The following is a 19,175-nucleotide window of genomic DNA, read 5'->3' as shown; positions in this document are numbered from 1 at the left end:
GAGACTCAAGGCGGCTTCAACAGCAAGTCGATGTCGTGCGCGAAGACGTCCGCACCCCGTCCATAACCCACATACAGACGCAGCCGGCCTTGTCGATCGAAGATGTAACTTCCGGCCGAATGATCCATCGCATAGTTTTCCGCACGCGGGCCGGCCACTTTCTGATAAATCACCTTGAATTCCTTCGCCACGCGCGCCGTCTCGTCGACATTGCCACGCAATGCCAGGAATTTCGGATTGAAAGCGGTGACATAGTTCGCGAGCACTTCAGGCGTGTCGCGTTCGGGATCGATGGTCACCAGCAGCACCTGAACTTTTTCTCCTCCCGGCCCGAGTTTCTTTACCGCGCCGGCAAGTTCCGCCAGCGTCGTCGGACATACGTCGGGGCAATGAGTGAAGCCGAAGAACATTACCACCACCTGGCCGCGAAAATTCTCCAGCGAACGCTGCTTGCCGTTATGGTCGGTCAGGGTAAATGCTTTGCCGAAATCCGCGCCGGTGATATCCGTGGACTGGAAGCTCGGTTGTCCCGTGTGGCAACCAGCCAGGATGGATACGACAGCGAGGACAAAAATGCGGAGAAACGAGACCACGGGAACGGTGAATTGAAAGAGGACCGGATTTCCGGTTCGCTCAAAACCGCAGGTAATGATCGACCAGAAGCGCGGCGAATAACAGCGAAAGATAAACGATCGAATAGCGGAACGTCTTCTTCGCCAATTCATCGCTGTATGCCAGGCAAATGCGCACTGCATAGATCAGGAACAATCCCCCCAACCCCGCCGCCGCGGCGAGGTAAATCAGTCCGCTCATGCGCGTGGAAAAGGGCAGCAACGTCACCGCGACCAGAATCACGGTGTACAACAGGACGTGCAGGCGCGTAAATCGATCGCCGTGAGTAACCGGCAGCATCGGGATTCCGGCGCGCGCATATTCGTTTTTGCGATACAGCGCCAGCGCCCAGAAATGTGGTGGGGTCCATGCGAAGATGATCAGGAAAAGTAGTAGCGCATCATGCGAAATTCCGCCAGTGACTGCCGCCCAGCCCAGTACCGGTGGCATTGCGCCGGAGGCTCCGCCGATTACGATGTTCTGCGGGGTGAGCGGCTTCAGCAACACCGTGTAGATCACCGCATAGCCAACAAACGTTGCCAGTGTCAACCACATGGTTAGCGGATTCACCAGCACATAGAGTAGCGTCAATCCCATACCGCCGACCGCTCCCGAAAACAGCACTGTTTCCTGGGAGGTGATTGTACCCATGGGCAGCGGCCTGGCACGAGTACGCGCCATCACGGCGTCGATCTTCTGCTCCACCAGGCAATTCACGGCAGCGGCGGAGCCGGCAACCAGCGCGATGCCCAACGTTGCAAACAGAACCGCCGTCCAGAAATGGCGGGACGACAATTCCTCGCCTGGCACCGCGAGAAACATGCCGATTACCGCGGTAAAGACAATCAGCGAAACCACGCGCGGCTTGGTGAGCTGCAGGAATTGTTGCAGTCGCGAGACGTAAGTTCTGGATGGAAGCGAAACCGACATTTACCGGCCGAACGGGGATGGCGAACGAGTGGCGAAGTTTAGCATTACCAGCGCAGCGAGTAACAGCGCGGCGACGCCGTTATGCGCGACAGCAACCGGCAGCGGCAGACCGCCCAGAACATTGGCTATTCCCAGCGTTACTTGTACGAATAGAAGCGCTAGCACCACGCCGCTCAATTTGCGCAACGCCGGCAGTCGCATCGCACGATGAGCGACATACGCCAAGATGAGGAAGCTCACCAGCGCACCGATGCGATGGGCCCAGTGAATTGCATTCAACGCATCGTTGGACAACGGCTCGCCGTCGGCCGTCATGCCCAGCTCACGCAAAAAATGGAACCCATGAGCGAAATCAGTGGTCGGCTTCCAGGTTCCATGGCAGGTCGGAAAATCCACGCAGGCCAGGGCAGCATAGTTCGTGCTGACCCAACCACCCAGTGCGATCTGTATTCCGAGAACGATCAGTCCGATCGCTGCCCACTGACGGATGCTGCGCAGAGCGGAAGGTTGGCCGCCCGTCAGTTGCAGATGGCGCGCGGACAGCCAGGCCAGCAAAGCAACCAACGTCATGCCGCCAAGCAGGTGCAGCGTAACGATTACCGGCTTCAGCAGCAGCGTCACCGTCCATTTTCCGAACAGACCCTGCACCACGACGACGACCACGAGCGCTAGTGGCAAACCGAATTTGCACGCGGGATCGTCCGGAGCCGCTGTCCGTTTGCGACGAGCGTTCAGCGCCCGTATAGCAATTGCCAGAATCATTACACCGACAAAAGACGCGAAATACCGATGGACCATCTCGCGCCACGCTTTCGGCAACGACACGGGGCCGTCAGGTGTCGCCACTTCCATAGCCTGGATCTGCTCCGCGGCGTGGTTGGGTGAAAGCTTTCCGTAGCACCCTGGCCAGTCCGGACAGCCGAGACCGGCATTGGTCAGGCGCACATAGGCCCCTAGCATCACCAGCGCCAGAGTCGCGAGCAGAGTGGCGACAGCCAGCGTACGCAGCGTCACCAAGCGTGAGAACACAATCAGTGCGACGAGCAGCGAACCGCCCCACGCCGCCGCGTGCAAGGCGTCCAACGAGAATTGCCAGATCGCAGGATTGCTCATCGTTTACCCTGCGCTACTTTCCGGTCTGAATCCAGCCGCCGGAAATCTTCATCAGTTTGTTGACGTCTTTTTTCATCCGTTGCGGATCGACGTTGCGGGGAAAACGCATCATAAGATTGCCGAACGGGTCGATGACGTAAATGTGGTCGCGCGGCGAACCGGAGGCCGGCAAGCGCGCGCGAAAATCGTCAGTGGCAGGCAGGATGGTGCGCGTACCCTGATACTCGGCTTCGATGGCCGGTGGCGGCCGCTCGCCGTCCGGAATCAGCCAGACGCGTTCGATGCGTTCCTGGTCCTTGCCCTGCGTGAGCCGGATCTGGCGCATGACGTATAACTTCGATTGGCAATAGTCGTCGCAGTTGCCGGAGTCTGCCATCAGGAATATCCAATTGCCGCGCAAGTCATCGAAGCGAAATGGCTTGTTATCCCTTGCGGGGATGGTTACTCCGGTCAATGGTGCGACCGCAATAAGTTCACCGTAGTTGGTGAAAGTCTGCGGTTTCCAGAAATAGTAAAACAGCAGCGAGCCGACGAATGGCGCCAGGCTAACCGCTCCCAGGAGGAGGAGCATCCTCCTGGTTTTTTTCCGATCGGGAAGATTTGACATGAAAAAATACGTAAAGAAAAATAATCAGGCCGCAAAAAGAAAACCATTGCACCGCGTAACCATAGTGCGTAGCGACGCCGAAATCCGGGCGCTCCCACGCGCGCAACAGCCCGTCGTTCAGATCATTCTGCTGCTGCACCACAATCGGCTGAACCTGAAGGCCGGTGCGGGCGACGTAACGCTCGACCGTCAGGTTCTGCCATACCGGGCCGCTGTCTTCGACCTTCGCAAGCTCGAGAAATCGCCCGGGTACGGACGCCATGCCAGTCACCTTGACGACGTATCCAGGCGTACTGAAGACAGGCAGCCGGGAGCGCTCGGGACCCGCAGCTATCCAGCCGCGATTGATGAGCACATGCATCGAAGATCCGCCGATTTTCAGCGGCATGACGACTTCGTAGCCGGCCGCGCCGTTGCGCGTCTTGTTGTCGAGCAGCGCCATGCCGTTCGGCACAAATTCGCCTTCAACCTCGACCCGCCTCATGCGTAGATCTTCTACGCTGGCGAGCGCAGCCGTCAAGCGAATGGGCGCATCGGACACGCCACGGTCGTAGGCCTGCTGGAGGCGTTCTTTTTCGTGCGCCCGATCGAACTGCCAGTTTCCTGCCACCGCAGTCAATACAATACCGAAAACCGTCGCCAACGGAGGCAACCAACGCGGCCGTCGCCGCGGGAAACTCGCACGCATAGTATCCGGTCGCATATGGAAGCGGCCCGCCTTATCCTTTACACTGCAATGCAGTTTTCCATTCTTCATCCGCCATGAGATTCGTCGTCATCGCCTTTCTCGTCATCATTGTCATGAGTCTCGGCTCGGCGATGTTCTATCTGATCCGCGACAAGGGAAAATCCGACCGCACCGTCAAGGCGCTGACGGTGCGCGTTGCCCTTTCCGTCACCCTGTTTCTGCTTCTGATGCTCGGTCATTACTTCGGCATTATCCCCAAGTCCGGCCTCTAGAAAAAAACAGCCGCACTTCCGTGCGGCCCTAGTTCCCCGCCAATTGCGCGGGAGCCCTCCTCTGTTGTTCTTCTTATGCTCTTATCTTCTTGCCGTCAGAGCCAGTATACGAGCACGAACAGCAGCAACCAGACCACGTCCACGAAGTGCCAGTACCAGGATACCCCTTCGAACGCGAAATGATGTTCGGCGGTGAAATGGCCGGCGAGGGATCGAACGAGGATAACGATCAGCATGATCGTTCCGACCGTCACGTGAAAACCGTGGAATCCGGTCAGCATGAAGAAAGTGGCGCCGTACGCCCCCATTCCCAGCGTCAGGTTCAGTTCGTGATAGGCATGCACATATTCATAGGCCTGCAGGGTCAGGAACAGGGTACCGAGCGCCACCGTGGCGACCAGCCCTGCGATCAACTGCGTGCGATTGTTCTTTTTGAGTGCCCAGTGCGCCCAGGTCACCGTTACGCCGGAAGAGAGCAGGATCAGCGTATTGAGCGCAGGAATGCCCCATGCACCCATCGGCGTGAAGGTTTCTTCGATGCCAGGGCCCGATATGGGCCAGTGAGCGGCGAAACCGGGCCAGATCTGCTCCATGGTGTCGCTGCTGGCGAGTCCCGGAACGGCCAGCACGCGCATGTAGAACAGGGCGCCGAAGAATGCGGCAAAGAACATGACCTCGGAAAAGATGAACCAACTCATGCCCCAGCGGAAGGAGAGGTCCACCTGCTTGTTGAACTTGCCCCCCTCGCTTTCGCGGATCACGGTGCCGAACCAGCCGAACATCATGTAGATCATGACCACCATGCCGGCGATAACGACCCACGGACCCGCTCCGACCTCGTTCATCCACAGCACGCCGCCGAATGTCAGCAGGAACAACGCGCAGGAGCCAACGACCGGCCAGTGCGACGGTTCCGGCAGGTAATAGCGTGTAGATTGGCTAAGCATTTATCGATTCTCCCCAAGTATCGCCATTGTTCCGTGGTTCATTTCTATCGTAAAGTCACCTTACAATGAACCTGACCAGCATGATCAGCGTGGTGACGAATATTACCGCGCCGATCACTCCCGCGACGATTATCTGTACCGGCGTAATGCCGGCAAAATCGTCTTGATTGTCGGTGCGCCTGCGCACCCCAAAAAACGACCAGAACACGGTTCTCAACACGCGCAGCGGCGACGATTTCGGCACTGGCTGCATTTCAACCGGATCAGCCGGCTTTGCCATTTTTCGTTGTAGCCGCGCTTGGCGCCGCCCCTTCGACATTGAAGAAGGTGTAGGAGAGCGTAACCGTCGTCACATCCTTCGGCAGCCCGGGCTCGATCACGAACACCACCGGCATGCGCCGCACTTCTCCCGGCGCAAAATTCTGCTTCGCGAAGCAGAAGCAATCCAGTTTGCGGAAATACTGCCCTGCAATCTGCGGTCCATAGCTCGGGATCGCCTGTCCGGTAATCGGATGATTCGACGCATTGCGCACTTCGTACATGACCTGCACCAACTGCCCGGGATGCACTTTCAGGCTCACCTGCATCGGCCGGAACTTCCAAGGCAGATCGCCGCGCACATTGGCATCGAACTCCAGTGTCACCAGACGGCCGGTGTCGATCTGTGTATTCGCCAGCGGTGCGTTCGCTTTTTCGACCTCATAAATGCCGGTGACTTCGCAGATCTTCTTGTACAGCGGCACCAGCGCATACCCGAAGCCGAACATTCCCATGGTCACGACCAGCAACTTGACCAGGATCACGCGATTCGCGTCTATCCTGCTCATGACCCGCGATGCAAAATAATCCCCACAAAAAAAGCCAGCGCCACGGATAACAGGATCAGCCCCGTCCTGAGGTTCCGGGCCTTCAGCCGCCTCGCCTGCAGTTCATCCATGGCTCAAAAACATGGCCGGCATGCCGTCCATAGATCACTTTACCGTCGGCGGCGTCTCAAAACTGTGGTATGGAGCCGGCGTCGGCAGATGGGTCCACTCCAGCGAATCCGCACCTTCCCACGGTTTCTGCGGTGCCTTTTCGCCGCTGCGTATGCATTTCACCACCACGTACAGGAACAGCAATTGCGCCAGACCGAAGCCGAATGCGCCGATCGACGAGATCATGTTGAAATCGGTGAACTGCGGCGCATAATCCGGGATCCGGCGCGGCATGCCCGCCAGGCCGAGGAAGTGCTGCACGAAGAAGATCATGTTGAAGAAGATCATCGACAGCCAGAAGTGCCACTTGCCGAGCGTCTCGTCATACATGTGCCCGGTCCATTTCGGCAACCAGAAATACACACCGGCGAAAGCCGAAAACAGTGCGCCCGCCACCATCACGTAATGGAAGTGGGCGACAACGTAATAAGTATCGTGCAACTGAATGTCGACCGGGACGATGGACAGGACCAGTCCGCTGAAACCGCCCAGCGTGAACAGGAACAGAAAGCCCATCGAGAACAGCATCGGCGTTTCGAAGCTCAACGAACCCTTCCACATGGTCGCCACCCAGTTGAACACCTTCACCCCGGTCGGTACTGCGATCAGCATGGTCGCGTACATGTAGTAGAGCTGGCCGGTCATCGGCAGTCCGGTGGTGTACATATGATGCGCCCACACCAGGAAGGACAGGATCGCAATCGAAGCAAGGGCGTATACCATCGAGGTATAGCCGAACAGCGGCTTGCGCGAGAACGCCGGGATGACCTGCGAAACCACGCCGAAAGCCGGAATCGCGATGATGTAGACCTCAGGATGACCGAAGAACCAGAAGATGTGCTGGAACAGAACCGGGTCGCCGCCACCGGACGCGTTGAAGAAGTGAGTGCCGAAATGGCGATCGGTCAGGGTCATGGTTACCGCGCCGGCCAGCACCGGCATCACTGCGATCAACAGGTAAGCCGTGATCAGCCAGGTCCACACGAATAACGGCATCTTCATCAACGTCATTCCCGGCGCCCTCAGGTTGAGGACGGTGGTGATAATGTTGATCGAGCCCATGATCGAGGACATGCCGAGAATGTGGATGGCGAAAATCGTCAGGTCCATCCCCATGCCCTGCTGGACGGAGAGCGGGGCATAAAGGGTCCAACCCACTCCGGGCGCACCGCCGGGAACGAACAGCGAAAGGATCAGCAGCAGCGCAGCCGGCGGCAGCAACCAGAAGCTCCAGTTGTTCATGCGCGGGAAAGCCATGTCGGGTGCACCGATCTGCATCGGGATCAGCCAGTTCGCGAAGCCGACGAAGGCCGGCATGATCGCGCCGAAAACCATGATCAGACCGTGCAACGTGGTCATCTGGTTGAACACTTCGGGGTTCACTACCTGCATGCCCGGCATGAACAATTCTGCCCGAATGACCATCGCCATGAAGCCGCCGGTCAGGAACATGATGAAGCTGAACCACAGGTACATCGTGCCGATGTCCTTGTGATTCGTGGTCTTGACCCAGCGCATGATGCCGCCGGGATAATGATCATGCCCGTGTGCGTGGTCGTGATCGTGGCCGATGACTGCGCTCATGGTTGTTTCTCCTCGATAGCCTGCGAATTTCTTTGCGTAAAAACGGATCGGATAGGCGACTACCTGGCTGCTTTCACCATGTAATCCACCGCGGCCACCACGTCGCCGTCAGGCAGGGTGACCATGCCGCCCTTCGGGGGCATTGCGTTCTTGCCTTTCAGCGCGCTGTTATGCAGCGCGTCCGCACCGGTGGCGATACGCGGCGCCCATGCTGCCTTGTCGCCGAATTTCGGCGCACCGGCCACGCCAGCAGCGTGGCAAACCGAACAGGTTTTGTCGTATGTACCTTTGCCGTCACCGCCGCCTGCGGCAGCGGCGGCGGCTGACGCAGCATTCGGTGCCGCTGCCGTCTTGTGCTTGCCTGCCCAGTCGGCGAAGTCTTTCGCGCTCACCGCCTCCACGACGATGGGCATGAAACCATGCTCTTTGCCGCAGAGCTCGGCGCACTGACCGCGATAGGTGCCGGGTTTGTCCACCTTGAACCACGTATCGCGAATGAAGCCGGGCACGGCATCCTGCTTTACGCCAAAGGCCGGTACATACCACGCGTGCAGCACGTCGTTGGCGGTGATCAGCACGCGCACCTTCTTGCCTACCGGCACTACAAGCGGGTTGTCCACTTCCAGCAGATAGTGTTCGCCTTTCGGCGCATTGCCGTAGATCTGGTCATGCGGCGTAGCTAGAACGCTGTAGAGTTGAACGCCGTCTGCAACACCGGAAAGTTCGCCCTCTCCCTTCAAATACTCATATCCCCATTTCCACTGATAACCGGTGATCTTGATCGTCATGTCGGGCGAGGATGTGTCGCGCATCGCCAGAACGCTTTTGGTAGCGGGCCACGCCATGCCGATCAGGATGAAGAACGGGATGACGGTCCAGAGAATCTCGACAGTGGTGTTTTCGTGGAAGTGCGCTGCTTTATGGCCTGCCGACTTGCGGTGCTTGATCACAGAGTAGAACATCACCCCGAACACGCCGACGAAGATGATCAGACAGATGATCAGGACGACGGTGTGGAGATCGTACATCTCGCGGGCTACCGATGTGTGCGGCTCCTGCAGATTCCATTTGGCTTTGTCCTGCGCCCAGACCAGGCCCGGGACCAGCACCGTCAACGCACCTGCGCCAATTTTCTGAAACAACGTCTTGATCATACTTCCCCCAAACGAGTGCCTTGTATTAACGGATTTTTAAGTGTTCTTTCAGGCGGCGCGCTGCCCGTCGGCTAGATGGATGCCGAGCTCCACTTCGTTTCAGGGGACCGCAATACCAACCTGCCGCTTTCCACGCCCCGGGGCTCCCTGAAAACCACCTGCGCCAAGTGCGATTGAGTTCGAATCTGCTGAAGCTTCCCCTGTCCCAACGCTCAATCACGACCTGATCGCCACGGACGATCATGCACTCGTAGTCGCCGGCATGGCGTTCCACATTTCGGATTGCGAAAACCACCACTAGAAGATCCAGTCCGCCGAAAGGCAGAACCAGCCATGCACCGTTGAACGCAAATCCCACGGAAATCGCAACAACGACCAGCGCAAGGGAAGCCAAAACGAGGAACCTGCTCCCCGAGGAGAGAGAGTTATTGCGCCGGGCGACGAGCATCAGTTTCGCCGCCGTTTCCCTACTGTTGCAATGCACGCCAAAGACCCGTTTCCTAATCCCCTGCGAAAGGCCGACAAGACGAAAACCATCGTTTTTCGCGGGCCGAAATGTAGCACATGGCCACCAGCCAGAGCAAGGAAGCAGGCCGGCTGGGCCCTGTGGACAATAGGTTCACAATGCCTTATAAGGTTCCGACCAATTGGGTTCGGAGATCTGCCGATGGCACACTCAATGATTTTGTCCAACGCGTTCGAATGCTTCCCAGCTGCGAGCGCAAAGCGATGATCGATCGGGACACGAAGATGCCAATCGTGGGCCGGATGCCAATCGTGGGCCGTTGGGATGTCTCGATTCTCGCGCGCGCTTCGGCGCACTATCCGTCGCGGTCCCTGCACGGGGGCGCACCCGGTGCTGTAGACAACCTCTCCTCCAGTTCATCGCTTATCGTCGACGAAATTCTGCCCAATCAACCGGGGCCACCACTATTATGATCTTGGCAATCGTATTCATTTTGTTGGTCGTTGGCTCCGTCCTGTTCCACTTCCTGAGTCCGTGGTACTTCACGCCGATCGCCTCCAACTGGGTTGCGATGGACGACACGATCAGCCTCACGTTCTGGGTCACGGGGTTTGTCTTCATCGCCGTCAATTTATTTGTGGCTTATTGTGTGATCCGCTACCGTCAGCGGAAGGGGAGCCGGGCGGTGTACGAACCCGAGAACAATAAGCTGGAGACGTGGCTTGTCGGATTGACCGCGGTGGGAATCGCTGCGCTGTTGGCCCCCGGCTTGTTGGTATGGGCGAAATTCGTCGACGTCCCGCAAGACGCGGCGGTGTTTGAGGTCGTGGGCAAGCAGTGGCACTGGAGCTTTCGCTTCCCCGGGGCGGACGGCAAGCTGGGTACCGTCGATGCCCGGTACGTCAGCGATAAAAACCCGTTCGGCTTGAACCCCGACGATCCAAACGGACAGGATGATGTCCTGGTAGCAAGCCCAGAGCTACATCTCCCCATCAACAAACCGGTCAAGGCGCTGCTCCGCTCCATAGACGTCCTGCACGATTTCGCTGTACCACAGTTCCGGGCCAAGATGGATATGGTGCCGGGCTCGGTCACCTATATCTGGTTTACCCCCACCCGGACCGGGAAATTCGACCTCCTCTGCAACGAATTATGTGGCGTCGGGCACTTCGCCATGCGTGGCAAGGTCGTAGTGGAAGAAGAGAGCGCGTTTCAGGCGTGGTTAAGCAGCTATCCGACGTTCGCGCAAACCTCGGCTCAAGTCGCCGGCAATCCTTCCGCGGGTGAGCCGCTCTATGCAGTGTGTTCCGCCTGTCATGGCTTGCAGGCGGAGGGTAATCCTGCGCTGCATGCGCCGAAATTGAGTGGGCAAGGAGACTGGTACCTGAAACGGCAATTGAAATACTTCCAGCAAGGCGCCCGGGGGACACACGACAAGGATGTCTTTGGAAAAATGATGGCGCCAATGGCGGCGACGCTTGGTGATAACGCCGCCATCGATAACGTCGTCGCCTATATAAGACGCTGCCGGATAATTCTGCTCCGGGCATGGTGAAGGGGAATGCGAAGAACGGTCAAAAGACTTATGTGACCTGCGCAGCCTGTCACGGTCCTGGCGGGCGGGGCACACAGTCGATGAATGCCCCCGTGCTGAAGGGTATGAGCGATTGGTATTTGGTCACTCAATTGAATAATTTCAAACAGGGGATTCGCGGCGCCCATCCAAAAGACATGTACGGTCCGCAGATGGCATCCATCGCCGCAATGCTGACCAGCGACCAGGCAACCAATGACCTCGTCGCCTACATCAATACCCTGCGATGATCAGCCCGCTCGAGCGCCATATATTATTGCCATATATTATTAATGTGCTGATGGGACTCGGGCGAGATAGAGCATAAATGAAGATTTAGCGAAGAGGAGATTTTGATGGAATACGTTGCGCATGACGCATCGGATTTTGCCCCACCTGCCGAAGTCGAGGAGATGGAACTCTACCATCCGAAAACTTTCGTGGGGAAGTACATCTGGAGCCAGGACGCCAAAGTCATCGCCATTCAGTACGCAATCACCGCGATCGGGATAGGGTTGGTGGCGTTGGTGTTGTCGTGGTTGATGCGGCTGCAACTGGGTTTCCCGAACAGTTTCTCTTTTATCGACCCAAGCAACTACCTTCAGTTTGTCACCCTGCACGGCATGATCATGGTTGTCTACCTGCTCACTGCGTTGTTCCTGGGGGGGTTTGGCAACTACCTCATCCCGCTCATGGTCGGCGCCCGCGATATGGTTTTCCCCTATGTCAACATGGTGAGTTACTGGGTCTATCTATTTGCCGTGTTGCTGCTGGTCGCGAGTTTCTTTGTGACAGGCGGGCCCACGGGCGCCGGCTGGACCCTGTACCCGCCACAGGCTATCCTCCGGGGCACGCCAGGGGCGACTTGGGGAATCATCCTGATGCTCGTTTCCCTGGCGTTCTTCATCATTGGATTCACCATGGGTGGATTGAACTATGTGGTGACGGTGTTGCAGGCGCGCACGCGGGGGATGACGCTGATGCGGATGCCCTTGACGGTATGGGGCATTTTCACCGCCACTATCCTGGCACTGCTGGCCTTCCCCGCCTTGTTTGTCAGCGCCATCATGATGTTGTTCGACCTGCTTCTCGGTACGAGTTTCTTCATGCCCGCCGTCGTCTCGATGGGACAACAGGGTGAGCACGCGGGAGGCAATCCGTTGTTGTTTCAGCACCTGTTCTGGTTTTTCGGTCATCCCGAGGTCTACATCGTCGCCCTACCGGCCTTCGGCATCGTCTCCGACCTGATCAGTGTACATGCGCGGAAAAACATTTTTGGCTACCGGATGATGGTCTGGGCGATTGTGGCCATCGGCGGCCTCAGTTTCCTTGTGTGGTCCCACCACATGTACGTCAGTGGAATGAACCCGTACTTCGGCTTCTTTTTCGCCACCACCACGCTGATCATTGCAATCCCCACGGCCCTAAAGGTCTACAACTGGGTGCTGACTTTGTGGCACGGTAATATCCGACTCAACGTCCCCATGCTGTTTGCCATCGGGTTCATCTTCGCGTTCATACACGGCGGGTTAACGGGCCTGTTCCTCGGTAACCCGACGGTGAGCGTACCGCTTTCGGACACCATGTTCGTGGTCGCGCACTTCCATATGGTGATGGCCGTGGCGCCCATCATGGTTGTGTTCGGGGCGATCTATCACTGGTACCCCAAGATCACCGGGCGCATGCTGGACGACACCCTGGGCAAATTCCACTTCTGGGTCACCTTCCTCGGGACCTATGCCATCTACCTTCCCATGCATTACCTGGGCTTTTTGGGCGTGCCGCGCCGGTATTATGCAGTGGGAGGCACGAACTTTATTCCTGAATCGGCACAGTCCTTGAACGCTGGTATCACCATCGCGGCCTTGATCGTGGGCGCTGTCCAACTGGTGTTCTTGTACAACCTGGTCTGGAGTTATTTCAAAGGCAAGCCATCGGGGGGCAACCCCTGGGGCGCCACCACGCTGGAGTGGCAAACCGCCGATACTCCGCCGAAGCACGGCAACTTTGGCCCCACGCTACCGGTGGTCTATCGCTGGGCGTACGATTACAGCGTGCCGGGCGCCGATGCGGACTTCATACCGCAAAACGTCCCGGCACGAGAGATCGCCCGTACTGGCAACAAGAAGTAGGCGATCCGGAGGCTAAGGAAGTGAGTATTTTTCAAGAATTGACGGCCAAGTCCTGGGCCACGGACCAGGGCAAGGTCGACGACCTTTACGCTGGACGCGCATCTTCCGGGCTTGCGAAGAAACTCGCTCTGAGGGTATTCCTTGCAGTAGTCACGGTCCTGTTCATGCTTTTGGTTATCGCATATGGCGGCCGGATGGCATATGAGGACTGGCGTCCCGCGCCTCAAGTAAGCTTGTTGTGGGCGAATACGTTAGTGCTGATATTGAGCAGTGTCGCCTTGCAATGGGCGCAGTACTCGGTACGTCGTGGGCGAATGGACGCCATGCGAGCCGGCCTGCTTGCTGGCGGGGCTTTCACCGTGGTTTTTCTGTTCGGGCAGGTGTTGGCCTGGCGGCAACTGGGCGCGATGGTTTATTTTGAAGTATCGAACCCTGCAATCGCGTTTTTTTATCTGATCACAGGATTGCATGGGCTGCACCTATTGGGCGGGTTGGTGGCCTGGGGCAGGACCGTCGTAAAAGTGTGGGGTAATTTTGACGTGGCGAAGGTCAGGCAGAGTGTGGAGTTGTGTACCGTTTACTGGCACTTCCTGCTTCTGGTTTGGTTGGTCCTTTTTGGTCTGCTGTTTACGGGGAATAATTTGGACATTTTATTGAAACTCTGTGGGATTAGGTAAACAGGGCCAAGGACATGATGCAAGCGACTCCGGCAAATACCATAGAACCCCTCGCGCTGCCTGAGGGCGTGCAAGGCATCGTCGCCGACTGGTCCTCGGACCAGCGGGCGTTCAAGAAGGTCCCGTGGGGCAAGGCCATGATGTGGATCTTCCTCCTCAGCGATACCTTCATCTTCAGTGCTTTTTTGATTTCGTACATGACCGTGCGAATGTCCACCACGGACCCTTGGCCCAACCCCAGTGAGGTTTTCGCTTTAACGCTCTTCGGCAACAAAATCCCGCTCATCCTGATCGCCATCATGACGTTCATCTTGATCAGCAGTAGCGGGACGATGGCCATGGCGGTCAAGTTCGGATATGAAAAAAATAGAAAGATCACCTTTATCTTGTTGCTGATCACCGCGGCATTGGGCGCCTCATTCGTCGGCATGCAGGCCTTCGAGTGGAGCAAGCTGATAATGGATGAGGGAATACGCCCCTGGGGCAATCCCTTGGGCGCCGCCCAGTTTGGCTCGGCCTTTTTCATGATCACGGGCTTCCATGGCACGCACGTGTCGATCGGCGTGATCTTCCTGATCATCGTGGCGACAAAGGTTATACGGGGGGATCTGGATCACCAAAGGCCAGGCTTTTTGACCGGCAGGAAGGGAAACTACGAGATCGTCGAAATCTTGGGTCTGTATTGGCACTTCGTCGATCTGGTGTGGGTATTCATCTTCGCATTCTTCTATCTCTGGTAAGGCAAATCATGGCACACGCGCAGGGGCAACAACATGCACACGCGCAAGGGCAACAGCATCCGATCGGCATTTATCTCAAGATCTGGGGGTTGCTCTTCATTCTCAGTGCCTTGTCTTATTCTGTCGACTACTTCCACTTTCACGGTTACCTCAGGTGGTTTCTGATCATCGTGTTCATGTTGTTGAAGGCAGGTCTGATCGTCTCCGTCTTCATGCACATGATGTGGGAGCGGCTGGCCCTGATGTATGCCATTTTGGTCCCAACGCTGTTGTTGATGGTACTTCTGGGCATCGGAGCGCTCGAAGCGGACTACACCTTTTTTATGCGGAGCGTCTATTTCGTGAAGGGATTGTTCTAGCGTAGCTAGATCGAATTGAGGCGTGCCCATCTTTTTTCGGATTCCGTTCCTTACTACGAAGACTGCCAATGACTAAAAAACGCTACACGACGAACGTTGTGATCATTCTTGGGATCGGTGTAGTGCTGATGCTGTTTATTTTCCTTCTTGTGGTCCATCACCACGACGTCCCCGACCGAGTCAAACAGGATCGCAGCGCGCTGTTGTCCATCGTTTCAAGTGTGGCCTAGCGGATCAGGCCTGTCCGCCAGGTCGACGTTGCTTCGGTGGAAACTTAGCGTCAGGCTGTGAAAATCGCGGCGGCCGCGCTGTCGCCCAGCCGCAACGGACAGCAGGTCTACCAAGCACTCATTTGCGGACCTCGAAGGCGACGGGTAACACGAGACCGCCGCGGAATTCCAGGTTGATGACGACCGAGTCGCCGGCGCGCAGTGTCCGCTTCGGATTCATCAGCATCAGATGATAACCACCCGGCGCAAAGATCAAAGTCGCGTTGGGTGCCAGTCCGACCTGCGACAGGTGCACCATTCCCGCCATGCCGTCCTTAACGATAGTGCGGTGAATCATCGCGCTCTCGAACCCGGAGCTGCTTGCGGCCACGAGTATTTGTGCCCGTGACGTGTTGTTTCGCAACGCCATGTATCCCGCCATCACGCTCATGCCGGGTGGCGTTTCCCTGATCCAGGCATCGCGTACGGAAACGCCCGCCTCTTCACTCGCGGCGCAGACGAGGGCCAGCGCCGATATCAGGCAGACGAAAACCGGATGCCGCCATCTCATGTCGCATTGCCTGCTTCAAGCTCCCGCGCCACTTTGAAACGCTTGCTGATCGCCTCCGCATCATGGGGCGGCGTGAACACGGCATAATATCGGGCTCGTGGATCCACCAGAAATACCGCCGTAGTGTGAGTGACGGGATAGTTTTCCATACCCGGTGCGATCGCAACCTGATATGCGGCGCCTAGTTGACCGGCCAGGTTACCGATCTGAGCGTTGTCGCCCGTCACGCCGATAAAGCTCGAATCAAAATAGTCCACATACTGCCTGAGCTTGCGGGCGGTATCGCGATTTGGATCGACCGAGATAAAGACGAATTGGATATTTTCGGCGCCAACCATACTCTTGGCGATGTTGTCACGCGCGCGGGCCAGTACCGCCAGGGTCGTCGGACAGATGTCCGGGCAATGGGTGAAGCCGAAAAAGAGAAATGACCATTTACCCTTCAAGCTTGCAAGGTCAAACACGCGATTCTTGTCGTCGGTGAGCGCAAAGGCCGTCAGTGGCTTCGGATCGGGGAACAATGTCATCACCTTGTCCGGCAGTAACATGGCTCGAGAATCGTGTTCGCGATCTATATCAGCGAGCCACACTCCGGCAAGCATCGCGGCCAGCGTGACGCTCGTTATCATGATGCTGAATTTGAGAGCTGTTTTGTTCATGACCGCGCAATGAGGAAATCCTGAGTGCGCCGCCGACTACGTCGTGGCGCGGTCGAAGTAACCGGTGGAACCCGAACAACACCAAAAGTTTCCTTCAGTGCAGGATCCAAGGCGGCGGCGCAAGACCGGTAGGCGCTAACCGAGAGATTCAGGTGTAGAGCAAGCCTAAGGTGTCCGGATAATTGGAAAAGATTCTCCAGGGTCACGAATGGCGAATCATCGCCCCCTTTTGCTGCAAAGCGATAATCCAGTGCGGGGCGGATGTTCCCGTTCCTGCCAGCTCCACTCGCGGGTGAGATTTCAGCACATTCTCCAATACCCCTTCTTGCTGGGGCTCGAGATCCATAAAGAAGATATGCTTTCCGTCGCGCAGCGCTTGTTCGAAACGGGCGAAGTTGTGGTTGGGTTTCTGGATTCCAACCAATCCACCTTCCCACGTGCAAAAGCCAAGCAGCACGACAGCGAGGAAAATGACAGGAGTCCAACCGGCAGCGGATTTCGTCCAGCCAGCGAAATAGGCGATGGCAAGAACCAGTACGCAAGCGCAAAGCCCGATGACGACGCCTCGTATCGTTGAGTGGACAATATCGTTCTTCATGAATGACTGGACCTCGTGGAGATGATGATGATGCTCCACCTCCGCGTCGTTGCGGCTGAGCACGTGGATCTGCGCTGTGGAAACGCCGGCGGCTTCCAGCTGCTCTTCAAAGACTTCCAGGTCGTCCAGGTTGTTGCTGATAAAATAATGCCTTAGCATGTTCATAGTCGTCTCCACCTAGTTAATTAACTGGCATAGCTGACTCTGATTCAGGCCCGCTTTTGTAGCCCGCTGGCTTCATTCTTCCTTGCCGGTCCTCGGCCGTCACCCGTACCCGCTTGTGCACCGAAAACCGGCTCTGGCGCATTCAAGCATCCGGGATTGTAGCTCTTTGGAGACAGTCATCTCAATGGAAGGTGGATTGCAGCGCCTCGTTGATCACGATGCGGTAAAGCTTCCGAGCATATGCGATGAACTCCGCATTCAACGCCAAAGCACCGGTCAGGTAAAGCAACCCGCTCATCGCTGTGACGAACGGCAGCACCGCAACCGCCGCAAGGAGAATCGTATGGAACAAAATACATTGGCGCGTGAATTTGCTGCCATGCGTGACCGGCAGCATGGGGATGCCGAGTTTCGCGTATTCCTGCTCGCGGTATAGGGCCAGCGACCAGAAATGCGGCGGCGTCCAGCGGCGGACGACATGGTTCAGCTTCACTACGCTCGTCTATGCCGGATGTAATTCAGACGGCAATACACCCGGCGCGAACGACTCTCAGCGAAAGCTGTTTTCCAGCACCTGCAAGTCGAGACAAGACGCCTCCGCCTCAGTAGTCCCGACTGCGAACGGGACGATGCCCAGCAACGGCGCGTCGAGCCGTTTACACAGTGTCTGCACATTCCGCTCGACACCGGGTGTGGTGGCATCGAGCCGATTCGCCACCCATCCGGCGAATTGTAACCCCCGGCGCTGCACCGCCTCGGCGGTAAGCAGCGCGTGATTCAGGCAACCCAGGCGCATGCCCACCACCAGCAGCACCGGTAGTTCCAGCAATCGCGCCAGGTCCCCGAAGTCCTCGCGTTCATTGAGCGGAACCAGGAAGCCGCCGGCGCCCTCCACAACCACCCGGTCGGCGCGAGCCGCGAGCGCAACGTAAGCATCGCGGATCCGTTGCAAGGAGATCGTCTCGCCAGCCAGTTCGGCGGCGAGATGCGGCGCGATCGCGGGTTGAAAGCGGTAGGGATTGATCAGATCGACCGGCAGATTCACGTTCGATACCGCAGCCAGCGCCGCCACATCTTCGCTCACGAGACCGCTGTCAATTCGCTTGCACCCGGCCGCCACCGGTTTCATACCGACCGTGCGCAGCCCGCGGCGCGCGAACGCCCGCAGCAGCGCGGACGCGACGCGCGTCTTGCCCACACCGGTGTCGGTGCCGGTGACGAAAATGCCGTGAGGGGTGAGGGGTGAGGGGTGAGGGATCAAATCAAACCCCTCAACGCGGCTTGATGTCGATGACCGGACGGCCACCCGGACCGAGACGCGGCTGCGGTTTCCAGGCGTGTCCGTAAATTACTTCGAAAGTCGCCGGCAGGCGCGCGTCCCGCCGAAAAGATTCGTAGCGCAGCTCGATTTCCTTCAGCGCGCGTTTACCGGTCAACCCGCGATTGCGGCCCGCGGCGACATTGTGCGCACCGATTGCCTTGAGCTCCCGCATCAGGGTTCGTACGTCGGCGTAAGTCAGGGTCAGGTATTCCATATCCATGACCGGATCGGCAAAACCGGCACCGATCATCATGTCGCCGATATCATGCATGTCGATGAAGCGGTTGACGTGGATCCTGCCGTCGCCGGCGCAAGCCGTGCGCAGTTCCTTCAGCGTATCCGGGCCAAACGTCGTGAACATCAGCAAGCCGCCAGGCCGCAATATGCGCTGGCACTCGGCGAATACCGCTGGCAGGTCCTCGGTCCACTGGAAGGCAAGATTGGACCAAACCATGTCCACGCAGCCGGATCGTATCGGCAACTGCTCATGGTCGCCGCAGACGAATACCTCCCGGGTCCCTCCAATCCATTTTTTCCAGCGCGGGCACCGAAGTCGAGCGGCATGCAGCATTGCCGGGGCGATATCGAGTTCGATCAACATTGCCCGCGGGAAACGTTGACGCAGTGATTGAGCCGCAAACCCGGTGCCGCAACCTGCATCAACGATGGCTCCTGGATCGAGTTTGACGAGATCCAGACGCTCGAGCGCACGCGCACCGATTTCCCGCTGCAGAACAGCGGCCTGATCGTAAGTCGATGCAGCCCGTTCGAATGATCGCCGCATCTGGCGTTTGTCCAGTGCTGCCGGTTCGCTCATGAAT

General features: G+C 57.6%; 23 protein-coding genes and 1 pseudogene. 7 read left to right on the top strand and 17 right to left on the bottom strand.

The genetic code is table 11. The features are described 5' to 3' along the window. Window positions 1-5: 5 nt before the first annotated feature. From HY067_17870 to HY067_17850, 5 genes are all read right to left on the bottom strand, one after another. Window positions 6-725 (bottom strand): SCO family protein, encoded by a 720-nt coding sequence (locus tag HY067_17870; GenBank protein ID MBI3529822.1) that lies wholly within the window; start codon window positions 723-725, stop codon window positions 6-8. Then, the gene (locus HY067_17865) at window positions 634-1,542 is read right to left on the bottom strand and encodes a protoheme IX farnesyltransferase (protein ID MBI3529821.1); all 909 of its coding nucleotides are present in this window, start codon (window positions 1,540-1,542) and stop codon (window positions 634-636) included. Before HY067_17865 ends, HY067_17870 begins: the two co-directional genes overlap by 92 nt. Then, window positions 1,543-2,559 carry a COX15/CtaA family protein gene (locus HY067_17860; protein ID MBI3529820.1) on the bottom strand — a complete coding sequence of 339 codons (1,017 nt, stop codon included), beginning with the start codon at window positions 2,557-2,559 and terminating at the stop codon, window positions 1,543-1,545. A gap of 109 nt (window positions 2,560-2,668) precedes the next feature. Then, window positions 2,669-3,226, bottom strand: coding sequence for a hypothetical protein (locus tag HY067_17855; protein MBI3529819.1), 558 nt, complete (start codon window positions 3,224-3,226; stop codon window positions 2,669-2,671). Beyond that, window positions 3,201-3,881: an SURF1 family protein gene (locus tag HY067_17850; GenBank protein MBI3529818.1), complete on the bottom strand. Its 681-nt coding sequence runs from the start codon at window positions 3,879-3,881 to the stop codon at window positions 3,201-3,203. The genes HY067_17855 and HY067_17850 overlap by 26 nt, the downstream gene beginning before the upstream one ends. Window positions 3,882-4,024: 143 nt before the next feature. Here HY067_17850 and HY067_17845 point away from each other — a divergent pair, with 143 nt between their 5' ends. Then, window positions 4,025-4,222: a twin transmembrane helix small protein gene (locus tag HY067_17845; protein ID MBI3529817.1), complete on the top strand. Its 198-nt coding sequence runs from the start codon at window positions 4,025-4,027 to the stop codon at window positions 4,220-4,222. A gap of 95 nt (window positions 4,223-4,317) precedes the next feature. Here HY067_17845 and HY067_17840 read toward each other — a convergent pair whose 3' ends face one another. From HY067_17840 to HY067_17815, 6 genes are all read right to left on the bottom strand, one after another. Further along, window positions 4,318-5,169 (bottom strand): cytochrome c oxidase subunit 3, encoded by an 852-nt coding sequence (locus HY067_17840; GenBank protein ID MBI3529816.1) that lies wholly within the window; start codon window positions 5,167-5,169, stop codon window positions 4,318-4,320. A gap of 55 nt (window positions 5,170-5,224) precedes the next feature. Continuing rightward, the gene (locus HY067_17835; GenBank protein MBI3529815.1) at window positions 5,225-5,422 is read right to left on the bottom strand and encodes a DUF2970 domain-containing protein; all 198 of its coding nucleotides are present in this window, start codon (window positions 5,420-5,422) and stop codon (window positions 5,225-5,227) included. 10 nt (window positions 5,423-5,432) lie between these two features. Then, entirely contained in the window at window positions 5,433-5,996 is a 564-nt protein-coding gene (locus HY067_17830) for a cytochrome c oxidase assembly protein (GenBank protein ID MBI3529814.1), read from the bottom strand. A gap of 144 nt (window positions 5,997-6,140) precedes the next feature. Further along, window positions 6,141-7,730, bottom strand: a complete 1,590-nt coding sequence (gene ctaD / locus HY067_17825) for a cytochrome c oxidase subunit I (protein MBI3529813.1) — start codon at window positions 7,728-7,730, stop codon at window positions 6,141-6,143. 59 nt (window positions 7,731-7,789) lie between these two features. Then, window positions 7,790-8,884, bottom strand: coding sequence for a cytochrome c oxidase subunit II (gene coxB, locus HY067_17820; GenBank protein MBI3529812.1), 1,095 nt, complete (start codon window positions 8,882-8,884; stop codon window positions 7,790-7,792). 25 nt (window positions 8,885-8,909) lie between these two features. Then, window positions 8,910-9,332, bottom strand: a complete 423-nt coding sequence (locus tag HY067_17815; protein MBI3529811.1) for a DUF2244 domain-containing protein — start codon at window positions 9,330-9,332, stop codon at window positions 8,910-8,912. Window positions 9,333-9,819: 487 nt separating this feature from the next. Here HY067_17815 and HY067_17810 point away from each other — a divergent pair. From HY067_17810 to HY067_17785, 6 genes and pseudogenes are all read left to right on the top strand, one after another. Then, window positions 9,820-11,174: pseudogene (locus tag HY067_17810) on the top strand (c-type cytochrome). A gap of 105 nt (window positions 11,175-11,279) precedes the next feature. Further along, window positions 11,280-13,055 carry a cbb3-type cytochrome c oxidase subunit I gene (locus tag HY067_17805; GenBank protein ID MBI3529810.1) on the top strand — a complete coding sequence of 592 codons (1,776 nt, stop codon included), beginning with the start codon at window positions 11,280-11,282 and terminating at the stop codon, window positions 13,053-13,055. 20 nt (window positions 13,056-13,075) lie between these two features. Further along, window positions 13,076-13,732 carry a cytochrome c oxidase subunit 3 gene (locus HY067_17800; GenBank protein MBI3529809.1) on the top strand — a complete coding sequence of 219 codons (657 nt, stop codon included), beginning with the start codon at window positions 13,076-13,078 and terminating at the stop codon, window positions 13,730-13,732. A gap of 17 nt (window positions 13,733-13,749) precedes the next feature. Then, window positions 13,750-14,472 carry a cytochrome c oxidase subunit 3 gene (locus HY067_17795; GenBank protein ID MBI3529808.1) on the top strand — a complete coding sequence of 241 codons (723 nt, stop codon included), beginning with the start codon at window positions 13,750-13,752 and terminating at the stop codon, window positions 14,470-14,472. 8 nt (window positions 14,473-14,480) lie between these two features. Next, complete coding sequence (locus HY067_17790) at window positions 14,481-14,831, top strand: cytochrome C oxidase subunit IV family protein (protein MBI3529807.1); 351 nt, start codon at window positions 14,481-14,483, stop codon at window positions 14,829-14,831. Between the two features lie 68 nt (window positions 14,832-14,899). After that, the gene (locus HY067_17785; protein ID MBI3529806.1) at window positions 14,900-15,061 is read left to right on the top strand and encodes a hypothetical protein; all 162 of its coding nucleotides are present in this window, start codon (window positions 14,900-14,902) and stop codon (window positions 15,059-15,061) included. A gap of 118 nt (window positions 15,062-15,179) precedes the next feature. Here HY067_17785 and HY067_17780 read toward each other — a convergent pair whose 3' ends face one another. From HY067_17780 to bioC, 6 genes are all read right to left on the bottom strand, one after another. Continuing rightward, the gene (locus tag HY067_17780) at window positions 15,180-15,611 is read right to left on the bottom strand and encodes a copper chaperone PCu(A)C (GenBank protein MBI3529805.1); all 432 of its coding nucleotides are present in this window, start codon (window positions 15,609-15,611) and stop codon (window positions 15,180-15,182) included. Then, window positions 15,608-16,270 carry an SCO family protein gene (locus HY067_17775; protein ID MBI3529804.1) on the bottom strand — a complete coding sequence of 221 codons (663 nt, stop codon included), beginning with the start codon at window positions 16,268-16,270 and terminating at the stop codon, window positions 15,608-15,610. Before HY067_17775 ends, HY067_17780 begins: the two co-directional genes overlap by 4 nt. 202 nt (window positions 16,271-16,472) lie before the next feature. Continuing rightward, window positions 16,473-17,027, bottom strand: coding sequence for a magnesium transporter (locus HY067_17770; GenBank protein ID MBI3529803.1), 555 nt, complete (start codon window positions 17,025-17,027; stop codon window positions 16,473-16,475). 187 nt (window positions 17,028-17,214) lie between these two features. Continuing rightward, window positions 17,215-17,526: a UbiA family prenyltransferase gene (locus HY067_17765; protein ID MBI3529802.1), complete on the bottom strand. Its 312-nt coding sequence runs from the start codon at window positions 17,524-17,526 to the stop codon at window positions 17,215-17,217. Between the two features lie 57 nt (window positions 17,527-17,583). Continuing rightward, window positions 17,584-18,258 (bottom strand): dethiobiotin synthase, encoded by a 675-nt coding sequence (gene bioD, locus HY067_17760; protein ID MBI3529801.1) that lies wholly within the window; start codon window positions 18,256-18,258, stop codon window positions 17,584-17,586. 46 nt (window positions 18,259-18,304) lie between these two features. Further along, window positions 18,305-19,171 (bottom strand): malonyl-ACP O-methyltransferase BioC, encoded by an 867-nt coding sequence (gene bioC, locus HY067_17755; protein ID MBI3529800.1) that lies wholly within the window; start codon window positions 19,169-19,171, stop codon window positions 18,305-18,307. Between the last annotated feature and the right edge of the window lie 4 nt (window positions 19,172-19,175).

It is taken from the genome of Betaproteobacteria bacterium, from assembly GCA_016194905.1.
Classification (GTDB): domain Bacteria; phylum Pseudomonadota; class Gammaproteobacteria; order Burkholderiales; family JACQAP01; genus JACQAP01.
The sequence above is the reverse complement of the archived record's forward strand: the minus strand, read 5'-3'. Positions and strand labels throughout refer to the sequence as shown.